Annotated in this window: 12 protein-coding genes; 4 read left to right on the forward strand and 8 right to left on the reverse strand. The window is 69.5% G+C overall.

What is annotated here, in order from left to right; translation table 11 throughout:
• From NLI01S_RS24395 to NLI01S_RS26140, 8 genes are all read right to left on the reverse strand, one after another.
• Positions 1–413, reverse strand: a 413-nt coding sequence (locus NLI01S_RS24395; RefSeq protein ID WP_190318580.1) for an acyl-CoA dehydrogenase family protein, incomplete at its 3' end; no start/stop codon positions are given.
• 182 nt (positions 414–595) lie between these two features.
• The gene (locus NLI01S_RS24400; protein WP_067609164.1) at positions 596–1,537 is read right to left on the reverse strand and encodes a sugar kinase; all 942 of its coding nucleotides are present in this window, start codon (positions 1,535–1,537) and stop codon (positions 596–598) included.
• Positions 1,534–2,151 carry a bifunctional 4-hydroxy-2-oxoglutarate aldolase/2-dehydro-3-deoxy-phosphogluconate aldolase gene (locus NLI01S_RS24405; RefSeq protein ID WP_067609167.1) on the reverse strand — a complete coding sequence of 206 codons (618 nt, stop codon included), beginning with the start codon at positions 2,149–2,151 and terminating at the stop codon, positions 1,534–1,536. The genes NLI01S_RS24400 and NLI01S_RS24405 overlap by 4 nt, the downstream gene beginning before the upstream one ends.
• 11 nt (positions 2,152–2,162) lie before the next feature.
• Entirely contained in the window at positions 2,163–3,377 is a 1,215-nt protein-coding gene (gene manD / locus NLI01S_RS24410; protein ID WP_067609176.1) for a D-mannonate dehydratase ManD, read from the reverse strand.
• Between the two features lie 53 nt (positions 3,378–3,430).
• Positions 3,431–4,855, reverse strand: coding sequence for a mannitol dehydrogenase family protein (locus NLI01S_RS24415; protein WP_223809373.1), 1,425 nt, complete (start codon positions 4,853–4,855; stop codon positions 3,431–3,433).
• On the reverse strand, positions 4,852–6,270 hold the full coding sequence (uxaC, locus tag NLI01S_RS24420; RefSeq protein ID WP_067609181.1) for a glucuronate isomerase: 1,419 nt from the start codon (positions 6,268–6,270) through the stop codon (positions 4,852–4,854). The genes NLI01S_RS24415 and uxaC overlap by 4 nt, the downstream gene beginning before the upstream one ends.
• A 73-nt stretch (positions 6,271–6,343) precedes the next feature.
• A complete protein-coding gene (locus NLI01S_RS24425; protein ID WP_067609170.1) occupies positions 6,344–7,384 on the reverse strand; it encodes a LacI family DNA-binding transcriptional regulator in 1,041 nt (346 codons plus the stop codon).
• A gap of 308 nt (positions 7,385–7,692) precedes the next feature.
• Positions 7,693–7,854 (reverse strand): hypothetical protein, encoded by a 162-nt coding sequence (locus tag NLI01S_RS26140; RefSeq protein ID WP_190318581.1) that lies wholly within the window; start codon positions 7,852–7,854, stop codon positions 7,693–7,695.
• Between NLI01S_RS26140 and NLI01S_RS24430 the strand changes: the two genes are divergently transcribed.
• The 4 genes from NLI01S_RS24430 to NLI01S_RS24445 are packed head-to-tail and all read left to right on the forward strand — an operon-like array spanning position 7,841 to position 11,261.
• A complete protein-coding gene (locus NLI01S_RS24430; protein ID WP_190318582.1) occupies positions 7,841–8,221 on the forward strand; it encodes a hypothetical protein in 381 nt (126 codons plus the stop codon). The genes NLI01S_RS26140 and NLI01S_RS24430 overlap by 14 nt on opposite strands.
• Positions 8,214–9,287, forward strand: coding sequence for a TRAP transporter substrate-binding protein (locus NLI01S_RS24435; protein WP_084392866.1), 1,074 nt, complete (start codon positions 8,214–8,216; stop codon positions 9,285–9,287). The genes NLI01S_RS24430 and NLI01S_RS24435 overlap by 8 nt, the downstream gene beginning before the upstream one ends.
• Positions 9,288–9,327: 40 nt before the next feature.
• On the forward strand, positions 9,328–9,951 hold the full coding sequence (locus NLI01S_RS24440) for a TRAP transporter small permease (protein WP_084392868.1): 624 nt from the start codon (positions 9,328–9,330) through the stop codon (positions 9,949–9,951).
• The gene (locus NLI01S_RS24445) at positions 9,951–11,261 is read left to right on the forward strand and encodes a TRAP transporter large permease (protein WP_223809374.1); all 1,311 of its coding nucleotides are present in this window, start codon (positions 9,951–9,953) and stop codon (positions 11,259–11,261) included. The genes NLI01S_RS24440 and NLI01S_RS24445 overlap by 1 nt, the downstream gene beginning before the upstream one ends.
• Positions 11,262–11,473 lie beyond the last annotated feature (212 nt).

The raw sequence follows: 11,473 nt of genomic DNA on the forward strand, positions 1-11,473 counted from the left end.
TCGGGCTCGGAGGAACAGAACGCGCCGAGCTTGACGTCGTCGGGGGTGCCGAACATCTGCGGCACCCATTCGAAGAGCTGGTCCTGGGTTCCGTTGGAGGCGACGGAGACCGCGGCCAGACCGGTGCCGGTGATGGACAGGGCGATGCCGGGGTCGCCCCAGTAGAGCTCCTCGAAGGCGACGGGGATGCCCAGCCCGCTGGGTTCGAGCCACTGGTTGGCGAAGAAGTCCAGGGAGTACAGGCCGATCTTGGCGGCCTCCTGGATGATCGGCCAGGGAGTCTCCTCACGCTCGTCCCACTCGGCCCCGGCGGGGCGGATGACGTCCTTGGCGAACCCGTGGGCCCAGTCCCGGACGTCGCGGACGTCCTGACTCGGTTCCAGGCTGAAGGTGGGGGCGGTGTCCTCGCTCATGCGCTTACGTCCTTCGTCGGACCCTCCGGGGGTGGAGGGACGGCCTATGTGTGTTACCAACGGTAACATGCATGAATTCCCCCACGCCAGGGCGATCTCCCCCGAACGACCTGTGCGGGGCTCGGGAAACGGGAAGGTCCCGGCCGAGTCTGGAACTCGACCGGGACCCCGCCCCGAACCGCCTACGGCCGGGCGCCGCGCGGCGGCAGTTCCGGATCCTGGACCACCGCGCCGCGCCGGGCCACGACCCTGGCGGCCAGCGCGTGCGCCCGGCGAGCGGACTCCACGGGGCCCTCCCCCCGCAGCCGCGCCGCGAGGTATCCGGCGTTGAAGGAGTCCCCCGCCGCCGTGGTGTCGACGACCTCGTCCACCACCTCGGCCGGCACGTGCACCGGTTCCGAGCCGATCTCCTCCTCGACCAGAACCACGCACCCGCGGGCACCGTCCTTGACCACGACCTCCCGCGGCCCCTGGCCGCGCAGGCGCCGGGCCGCCGCCTCGGGTGAGTCGTCGCCGAACAGCGCCCTCTCGTCGTCGAAGGTCGACAGCGCCGTGTCGGTCAGGCCGTAGGCCGTGCTCACCGCCTCGCGCGCGGCCTCCCGATCGGGCCACCCGGCGGGTCGGTAGTTGCTGTCGAACACCACGCGCGCGCCCTGCTCACGCGCCCGCGCCAAGAGCTCCCACAGGCGCCGTCTCGCCTTGTCCGTCAGCAGTTGCAAGGTCACCGCGGACAGGTAGAGCACGTCGTGACCGCCCAGTCCATCGGCGAGGTCGTGCCCCGCACCGAAGAGCCCGCGCGCGGGCGACCGCGACCGGTAGTAGGTGAACGAACGCTCACCCTCATCGTCGGTGCGCACCAGGTACAGTCCCGGTTGCGCTCCGGCCACCCGCCCCACCAGGTGGGTCCCCACGCCTTCCCCGCGCATGGTCTCCAGCACGAGGTCGCTGTAGTGGTCGTCGCCCAGCAGTGTCAGGTAGTCCACGCCCACTTCCTGGAGCATGGTGCTCCGGGCCAGGTAGACGGCGGTGTTGTAGGTGTCACCGGCCACGCTCAGACGTAGGTCGTGTTCGGTGCGGTGGGTGAGTTCGAGCATGCACTCACCGATGGCCAGGAACCGTGTCACCGTTCCACCTCTGCTCTCTTCTCACGCGCCGCGGCGAAGTGCTCGGCGAGGTCGTCGACCGCCAAGAGCGCGGAGCCGACCGCGACCGCGAACGCCCCGGCCGCCGTCCAGGCCGGCACCTCTCGCGGGCCGATCCCGCCGGAGGGTATCAGCCGGCATCCCGGCAGTACCGGGGACAGGGAGCGGAGATAGCGGGTTCCGCCCACGTGCGCGGGGAACACCTTGGCGACCCCCGAACCGGCGACGGATGCCGGCTCCCCCGGTGTGTGGCCACCCTCGATCAGCAACGTCCCGGAGCCGGCCACGGCACGCCGCACCTCGGGCACCGGGTAGGGGCTGACCAGGAAGGACGCGCCGTGCCCCAGCGCCCGCTCGGCCACGGCCGGTTCGGTGACGGTGCCCATGCCCCAGACCAGGTCCGGCATCGTCTCGGTGAATTCCGCGAGCCGCTCGTCCCAGCCGGGGATGGAGGTGGTCAGTTCCACCGCCTTCGCGCCGCAGTCGCGCAGCCGGTGGACCCGGTCCCTCAACCGCGACGGGTCGCGGGTGCGCAACACGGGCAGGATCCCGGCCGCGCCCAACGCGTCGAGGACGTCCTCGTTGGAGCCTGTCATCTCGGTTCCCCTCACCAGTCGTGCATGGAACCGTCCAAGCGGCGGTTCACCGGCAGGTACCTGGGTTCATAGGGGTAACGGGCCGCGGCCTCCTCGTCGATCTCCACGCCCAGGCCGGGGGCGTCGCCGGGGTGCATGTAGCCGTCCTCGAACGTGTAGGAGGTCTTGAACACCTCGGAGGCCGGCTCCAGGTGGCCCATGTACTCCTGGATGCCGAAGTTGGGCACGGTCAGGTCCAGGTGCAGCGCGGCGGCGAACGAGACCGGGGACAGATCCCCGGCGCCGTGCGAGCCGGTGCGCACCCCGTGCAGGTCGGCCAGGTCGAAGACCTTGCGCAGGTGGGTGATGCCGCCGGTGTGGGAGACCGACGTCCTGATGTAGTCGATGAGCCGGTTGGTGATCAGGTACTGGCAGTCCCAGATGGAGTTGAAGACCTCGCCCACGGCCAGCGGGGTGGTGGTGTGCTGCCGGATGGTCCGGAAGGCCTCCTGGTCCTCGGCCGGGGTCGCGTCCTCGATCCAGAACATCCGGTAGGGCTCCAGGGACTTGCCCAGCTGGGCGGCCTCCAACGGGGAGAGCCGGTGGTGCACGTCGTGCAGCAGGTGGAAGTCGTAGCCGAACCGGTCCCGGACCGCCTTCATCATCTTCGGCGCGAAGTCCAGGTAGTAGGGCGTGTGCCAGGCGTTGTCGGAGGGCATCGCCGCGTCGGCGGGCTCATAGGTGTGGCCGGTGCCCGGGTGGTGCAGTCCGTAGGTGCTGTCGAGCCCGGGGACGGCGGCCTGGACCCGCACGGCCTTGTAGCCCTGGTCGAGGTAGCCCGCCACGTCGTCGAGGAGTTCGTCGACGGTGCCCCCACTGGCGTGGCCGTAGATCATGACGCCCTCACGCGCGGCCCCGCCGAGCAGGCGGTGGACGGGTTGCCCGGTGACCTTGCCGAGGATGTCCCACAGGGCGCAGTCGACCGCGGCGATGGCGGTCATGGTCACCGGTCCGCGCCGCCAGTAGGCGCCCCGGTACAGGTACTGCCAGATGTCGTTGATCCGACCGGCGTCACGGCCCACCAGGAGTGGGCACACGTGGTCGCGCAGGTAGGACGCCACCGACAGTTCACGTCCATTGAGGGTGGCGTCGCCGATGCCGGTGACCCCGTCCTCGGTGGTGATCTTCAAGGTGACGTAGTTGCGGCCGGGGCACGTCACGATGACGTCCGCTGAGGCGATCTTCATGGTCGGTTCCTCGTTCGGTTCGGGGTGGTGGGGAGGGCCGGGGCGGTGCGCGCTCACGAAGCGGCGTCGAGTTCCTCGACGCGGCGCGCGATCTCGGCGACCAGGGTGGTGTCGTGTGCCAGGGAGGGGTCCAGCAGGGCCAGGACACGAGGGACGGCTTCGTCGACCGGGCCGGCGGCCGCCTTTCGTGCCGGCTGGGAGCGGGGGTCGGAGACCGGTGCGCCCAAGCCGCGCAGATGGCATACCCAGGCGGCCAGGACCCGAGACGCCGCCCGAGGCATGCGTCCCCGCGCCCGTTCGGCCCGCACCGTCGGCAGGATCCGGACCGGGAGCTTCACCGACCCGTCCGCGGCGATCTGCGCCAACAGGTGACGCATCCTCGGGTTGGACCAGCGCCGCAGGAGCGCGTCCAGGTAGTCCTCGATCTCGTCCTCGGGCAGGTCGAGGTGGGGGCGGGCCTCCTCCCACCACTCCCGTAGCCAACCGAGGCAGACCGGGTCGTCCACGGCGTCGGCGACCGTGGTGTGTCCGCGAGCGCTCCCGGCGTAGGCCAGCAGGGAATGTCCGCCGTTGAGCAGGGTGAGTTTGCACTGTTCGTAGGGGGTGACGTCGTCGGTGACCACCGCCCCGACGGCTTCCCAGTCCGGGCGTCCGGCCGGGAACCCACCACCGATCACCCACTGACTGAACGGTTCGGTGACCACCGGGGAGGCGTCGCGCGCCCCGGTCCGGGCCAGGACCGCGTCGCGGTCCTCGTCGGTGGTGCGCGGGGTGATGCGGTCGACCACGGTGGTGGCGTAGGCGGCGGTCCGCTCCACCAGGGGGAGCAGGTCGGGGTCCACGAGCGCGGCCACGTCGCGGACGACGGCGCGCAAGACGGAGCCGTTGTGGGGCAGGTTGTCGCACGGCACGAGGGTGATCGGCCCCAGCCCGGCGCGTGCGCGGGCGAGGAGTCCGGCCAGAAGCCGTGCGGGCACGGTGGAGACCGGGGCCGTCGGGTCGCGCCGCAGGGTCTCGACGTCCTCGCGTACTCCGGAGTGGTCGGTGTCGAGCCCGCTGCCGGGGACGTGCAGGTAGGCGGCCTCGGTGACCGTGGAGGTGACCACGGCCAGGTCGGGTGAGCGGAAGTAGCCCAGCCACGCGTCGTGGTCGGCGGCCGAGTGGACGGCGGAGACGCTGCCCACGACCTCGAAGCGGTCGCCGTCCTCGTGTCGGGTGACGAGTGTGTACAGCCCTTCCTGTGGCCGCAGCGCGTCGGCGGGTCCGTCCCGGCGTCCGGTGAAGGCTGCGATGCCCCAGCGCCCCGGGGCGCGGTGGGTGTACCAGGCCAGGTGCGCGCGGAAGAAGTTGCCCAGTCCCAGGTGCACGATGCGAACCGGCGCGGGTTCGAGGTCGGGCCGGCCGGCGGCGCGGGTGAGGGTGCGGGCGACAGGCCTGTCGGAGGCGGTCGTATCGGAGGTGTCGTCGTACTGACTCACAGCTTGAACACCTCCCGGGGGATAGTGGTGCACAGCTCCATCGCGACCTCGGCTGCCTCGTCCTCGTCCAGGCGGTGTTCGGCGACCAACCCGGCCAGGTAACCGCTGTCCAGGCGGCGGGACATGTCGTGCCGGGCCGGGATCGAGCAGAAGGCCCTGGTGTCGTCGATGAACCCGGAGGTACGCGTGAAGCCGGCCGTCTCGGTCACGGCGCCCCGGAACCGGCGCACCGCTTCGGGCGCGTCCAGGAACCACCAGGGGGCGCCCGCGTACACGGACGGGTAGAAGCCGGCCAGTGGGGCGATCTCTCGGGAGAACGTGCTCTCGTCCAAGGTGAACAGGACCAGGTGGAGGTTCGGGTGGGTTCCGTAACGCTCCAGCAAGGGCCGCAGCGCCTCGGTGAATTCGGCCCGGACGGGGATGTCGTGTCCGGTGTCGGGACCGTGGGACCGGTGCGTGGGCGTGTGGTGGCCGCGTCGCACGCCCGGGTGCAGGGTCATGACCAGGCCGTCCTCGGTGGACATACGGGCCATCTCCAGCAGCATGTGACGCCGGAAGGCCGTGGTCTCCTCGGGTGTGGCCGTACCGGTGCGAGCGGCGCGGTAGATGCGTTCGGCCTCGCGCGAGTCGAGCGGGTCGGTGCGTACGTCGAAGTGGCTGTGGTCGGCCGAGGTCGCCCCGAGTTCGACGAAGCGGCGGCGGCGCTCCGCGAGGGAGCGGAGGTAGCCGGTGTAGTCGCCCGTGTCGATCCCGGCGACCTCGCCCAGCCGGTCCACGGCCTCGACCCATCCGGCCTGACCGGCCTCCAGGTAGCGGTCGGGTCGGAAGGTGGGGATGACGCGCCCGTCCCACGTGGGGTCCGCGCGCAGCGACCGGTGCGCGGACAGGTCGTCGGCGGGGTCGTCGGTGGTGGCGAGCACCTCCACACGGAAGCCGCGGAAGAGCGCCCGGGGCCGGAACTCGTCCCTGGCCAGACACTCGGCGATCCGGTCGTGGATCGCGTCGGCGGTGGCCGCCGAGGGCCGCTGCGTGACCCCGAAGATCTCCGACAGCTCCGACTCCAACCAGTACCGGGACGGTGTGCCCCGCAGGACGTCCCACCGCGAGCACAGGACACGCCAGATCGACCGCGACTCCGCTTCGGTGAGCTCGTCCCGCCCCACCCCGAGTTCGTCGAGGGAGAACCCCGCCGCGTGCAGGATCCGGGTCACGTAGTGGTCCTTGGTGACCAGCAGCGTGGCGGGGTCGGGGAAGGCCGCGTCCTCGACGAACAGTCGTGGGTCGACATGCCCGTGTGGGGAGAGGATGGGGAGTTCTCGCACGTGCCGGTAGAGCCGTCGCGCGATCGACCGGACCGAGGGATCGGTGGGCAGCAGACGATCCGGGTGCGGAGCCAGGGGCGCGGTTGATGTCATGGCCACATGCTGAGGCCCACCTCACACGGCCGGCAACGAGTTGCCGTCAGTTGCCCTGGACCGCTCCCCGGCCTCACTTCACCGGGTCGCCACCGTAGGGTCCCGTGGATCGGCGTCGGATCAGGGAGGTGGGCACCACCAGCGGCGCCTCGGTCTGGGGCCTCGCGCCGTTGAGTACCGCCAACAGGTGGCCCACCGCCGTGGAACCGACCTGGTAGAGCGGGGCGGCGACGGTGGTCAGCCCCGGCGTGACCAACTGGGCGCCGAAGATGTCGTCGAAGCCGATCACGCTGAGGTCGTCCGGAACACGGTGGCCGTGCCCGATGAGCTCGCCCATGAGCCCGATGGCGAGCAGGTCGTTGTAGGCGATCACGGCGCCGGTGGGTGCTCGGCGCAGCGCGCGCCCGGCCGTCACTCCCCCTTCCAGGGTCGGTGGGAAGGGCCCGATCCGACGCACCTTGGGGCCGGTGCCGCGGGTGGCCGCACGCAGTTCCCGCCAACGCATGCCGTCGGTCCAGGACGCCTCCGGACCGGCGACGTAGGTGAACCTGTCGTGTCCGAGTTCACGCAGGTGGTCGATGGCGCGTCGGGCCCCGCTGCTGATGTCGGTCACCACGCTCGGCACCCCGGTCACCACGCGGTTGAGCACGACCATCGGTCGTTGTTTGGCGGTCACCCGGATCGTGGAGTCCGACATGCGAGAACTGGCCAGGACGATGCCCTCGACCATCGGCAGGGTGCGCTCCAGTGCCTGGCGTTCCAGTAGGTCCGATTCGCGGGTGTCGGTGAGCAGCACCGTGTATCCGGCCTTGGTGGCGGCGTCCTGCGCGCCCCGGATGATCTCGAAGTGGAACGGGTTGGTGGCGTCGGCGACCACCAGGGCCAGCATCGAGGTGCGTTCGACCGGCAGCGACCGCGCCAAGGGGTTGACCCGGTAACCCAGGTCGTGGGCCACGCGCCTGATGTGTTCGGCGGTCTCGGCGTTGACCCTTCCCGGTCGGGAGAAGGCTCGCGAGACCGTGGACGGCGAGACCCCGGCGGCCTCGGCGACGTCGTAGATCGTGGGTGAGCGCCGCTCGACCGGGTCGTCGTTCCCACAGACCTCACCTGACATGCGCACAACCTATCGCGGTCGCCGTGGCACTCGATCGGTGCGCCGAGCGAGCCCCCGGCGATGGACCACCGGGGGACTTCGAGGTGGAGCCCACGCCAACATATGGCAACTTCTTGCCGGGCCCGTAGGCCGGTGTGACCCTGAGCACACCACCCCGATTGGAAGTTCACGACATGCCCGAATCCCCTCGTCAGCGCGCTTGCGGCCCGCGCTTTTCCGCCCTGGCGATCCCACTCGCCCTAGCGGTCGCCCTCGGGCCGGCAACCGTGCCGGACGTCGCCGCCGCGGACGAGAACCCCCAGGTGGAGTCACGCGTCAAGGACGTGATCTTTGTTTTCCGCAATACCGTCACCGGCCCCGATGAAGCCGAATGCGGTGAATCCGAGTCCGGCCTTCAACGCCTCGACCAGCGTCACCCCGGAAGAGGCCGCTGCTTTCACCGATTCCGTCCAGGAGATGAGCGAGGCCACGCGCCTGGGCATCCCCGCGTTGTTCAAGTCCAACGCCCGCGACCACATCGACCCCGACGCGAGTGCGGGCATCAACGAGTCCGTCGGGGCGTTCACCTCCTTCCCCAAGGAAGCCGGGATCTCGGCCGCCTCGCTCGGCGCGGAGGCCGCCGCCAGCGGGGAGGACCCGACCACCGGCGACATGGCCGTGGTGGAGGACTTCTCCCACGTGATGGGCCAGGAGTGGCGTTCGATCGGTCTGCGTGGGATGTACGGCTACATGGCCGGCCTGTCCTCGCCCTGGTTCCTCTGGGGCACCGTGGTCCTGGTCCTGGCCGGTGGGATCCTGCTCCTCCTGCGCGGTTCGAGGGTGACCGACCATGACTGAGATCTTCGAACGCCGCCGGCACGAAGCGACCAAGGACGGGAAACCGACAGTGCGCACACATGGCAGAACGTGCCTGGTCGCCACCGCCTCCGTGGCGGCGACCCTGGTGCTGGCCTCCTGCGGGGGCGGCGCCGAATCCACTGGCCCCGCAGGTGAGCGATCCCTGCGGCTGGCCCTGAACCAATCGGAGGAACACCCCTCGTTCACCGCGCTGGACCACTTCGGCGACCACCTACGGGAGAACATCGACGGAGTGAACCTCGACATCTACCCCAACGAGACGTTGGGCGGACAGGCCGAGGTACTGCAACTGGTGGCGAGCGGGGCCGTGGACATGGCCGTCGTCTCCGGTGCCCAACTGGAGAACCTGAACAAGGACTTCATCGCGTTCAACGTGCCCAGGGTCTTCGACGACATCGACCACCAGATGGACGTCGTCCACGACCCCCAGATCACCGGTGAGTTGTACACCTCCCTGGAGGAGGACCACGACCTGACGGTGGTGGGCGGATTCACCCAGGGCGCCCGCAGCGTGTACACGGCGGACGGCCCCGTCCAGACGCCCGACGACCTGGCCGGCGCCAACATCCGGGTGCAGGAGTCCCCGCTCAACGTGGCCATCGCCGAAGCGCTCGGAGGTTCGGCCGCCCCGATGGTCTACGGCGAGCTCTACACCGGTCTCCAGGCGGGGGTCGTGGACGCGGCGGAGAACAACGAGGTCTCCTACTTCACCCAACGCCACTACGAGGTGGCTCCGTACTGGTCCTACACCGAACACCTGATCGGGCTGGACTACCTGATCATCAACTCCGACGCGCTGGCCGGGTTGAGCGACGAACAGCGCGCCGCCTTCGACGAGGGATGGACGGCCGCCTACGAAGAGCACGCCGTGCTGTGGGCCGAGGCCACGGAGGAGGCCATCACCGGCGCCGAGGCCGACGGCGCCGAGTTCCACCAGGTGGACGAGGCCTCGTTCGCCGAGGCCCTGGACGGCCTGGTGGAGGAGTTCGTCGTCACCGACACCCAGCGGGAACTCCACAACGCCGCGCGCGAGGCCGCGGAGTGAAGCGTCGCAGCAGGTCCCGCACCCCCGATCGGAGGTTTCCGTGGAGTCGTTGAAGAAGTTCCTCGACACCTGTCTCTACTGGATCGTCGTCGTGCTCTTCGCACTGCTGGCGGTGATCGTCGTGTGGCAGGTGTTCAGTCGCCAGATCCTGGGCGACCCCGCGACCTGGACCGACGAGGGCGCTCGGATGTCCTTCGTGTGGCTGGGTCTGTTCGCCTCGGCGTACGTGTTCGGCGAACGCGGTCACATCGCCGTCGAGTACCTCGCCCGTAAGACCCCGGCGGGGGTCGAAAGATCCGTCGCCGTCGGAGTACAGCTCATCGTCTTGGCCTTCGCCCTGGTCATCCTCGTCTGGGGTGGTTGGGCCGCGGCGCAGAACACGTGGAGTCAACAGTTGAGCGCGCTGCCCTTCACCTACGGGCACATGTACCTGGCGATGCCGATCACCGGTGTGCTGGTGACGTTCTACGCCCTGCACCACGTCCGAGGCCTGTTGACGGGTGCGGAGGAACCGTACGCCGACGTCGCCGAGGACCACACCGAGATCCGGCAGGAGGAGTACGCCCCCGACAGCGTGCTGTTGACAGAGGTCGACCGGTCCCCCGGTTCCCCCGAGGACGAGGGCGTGGACGGTTCCGAGAACAGCACCGGAAAGGACACCTGATGGACCCCGCAGCCCTGGCCGGACTCATTCTTCTGGTCGGCATCATCATCGGTATCGCCTCATCCGTACCGATCGCCGTGGTCATCGGTCTGTCGGCGTTCCTGGCCGCCATCCCCCTGGTCGGACTCGAACAGGCGGCCCTGGTCAGCGCGCAACAGGTGTTCTCCGGCATCAACTCGTTCCCACTCCTGGCGATCCCGTTGTTCGTCCTGGCCGGCGTCATCATGAACAACGGGGGCATCGCCGGGAGGTTGGTGGACGCCGCCAAGGTCGTGACGGGGCGCATGCCGGCCTCCATCGCCCAGACCAACGTGGTGGCCAACGGCCTGTTCGGGTCGGTGTCCGGCGCGGCCGTCGCCTCCGCCGCCGCCGTGGGCACGGTGATGGGCCCGCGCATGGCCCAGGAGGGTTACGACCGCCGGTTCGGCGCCGCCGTGAACATCGCCTCGGCGCCCGCGGGGATGCTGATCCCCCCGTCCAACACCTTCATCGTCTACGCGCTGGTCTCTGGCAGTTCCATCGCCGCGCTGTTCATGGCCGGTCTGGTGCCGGGGTTGTTGTGGGTCCTGGCCTGCATGGTCGTGGTGTACCTGCACGCGCGCCGCCGGCCCGGGCGACTGCGCACGGAGGAGCGGGTGAGCCCGGCCCAGGGTCTGGTCGTGGTCTGGCGCGCGGTGCCGTCCCTGCTGATGATCGTCATCGTGGTGGGCGGGATCCTCAGCGGATTCTTCACCGCCACCGAGTCGGCCTCCATCGCCGTGGTGTACTGCCTGGTGCTCTCGGCGATCTACCGGTCGATCAGGTTCACGGACCTGCCGCAGATCCTCATGGACGCCGGTCGGACCACTGCCATCGTGATGCTTCTGGTCGGGGTGTCCACGGTGCTGGCGTTCGTCATGTCGTTCGCGCGCATCCCGGAGGTGATCTCCGGCTTCGTCCTCGGGTTCACCGGTAGTGACGTGGTCATCCTGCTGCTGATGATGGTCGTCCTGCTCGTCATCGGCACCTTCATGGACCCGACCCCGGCGATCCTCATCTTCGTGCCGATCTTCCTGCCGATCGTGCAGGAGTTCGGGATCGACCCGGTGCACTTCGGCGTGATGGTCGTGATGAACCTGTCCCTGGGGGTGATCACGCCACCGGTGGGGAACGTGCTGTTCGTGGGTGCGAGGGTGGCGCGTCTGCGGATCGAACCGGTGATCAACCGCCTGTGGGCGTTCTTCGTGGCGCTGCTGGTCACGTTGTTCCTGGTGGTGTTCGTCCCGCAGTTCTCCCTGTGGTTGCCGACCTTTTTGGGACTGATCAACTAGGGCATTCGAGCGAGGGAAGGGCGCATGGGCGCACAGGCGCACGGGCGCAAGGACAGGAGGGCAGGAGAGCAGGAGAGCAGGAGAGCAGGAGAGCAGGAGAGCAGGACCGTAGAACTGTGGAACGGCCCCGGGCGTATTAGGCGCTCGGGGCTTTCGGTGTTCTGGTAGGACTTCACACTCTGGTCGCTCAAGTGCCGGAGTGCTGGCGGGGC

Origin of the sequence: Nocardiopsis listeri NBRC 13360, assembly GCF_001570765.1 — a bacterium.
In the GTDB taxonomy this organism is placed as follows: domain Bacteria; phylum Actinomycetota; class Actinomycetes; order Streptosporangiales; family Streptosporangiaceae; genus Nocardiopsis; species Nocardiopsis listeri.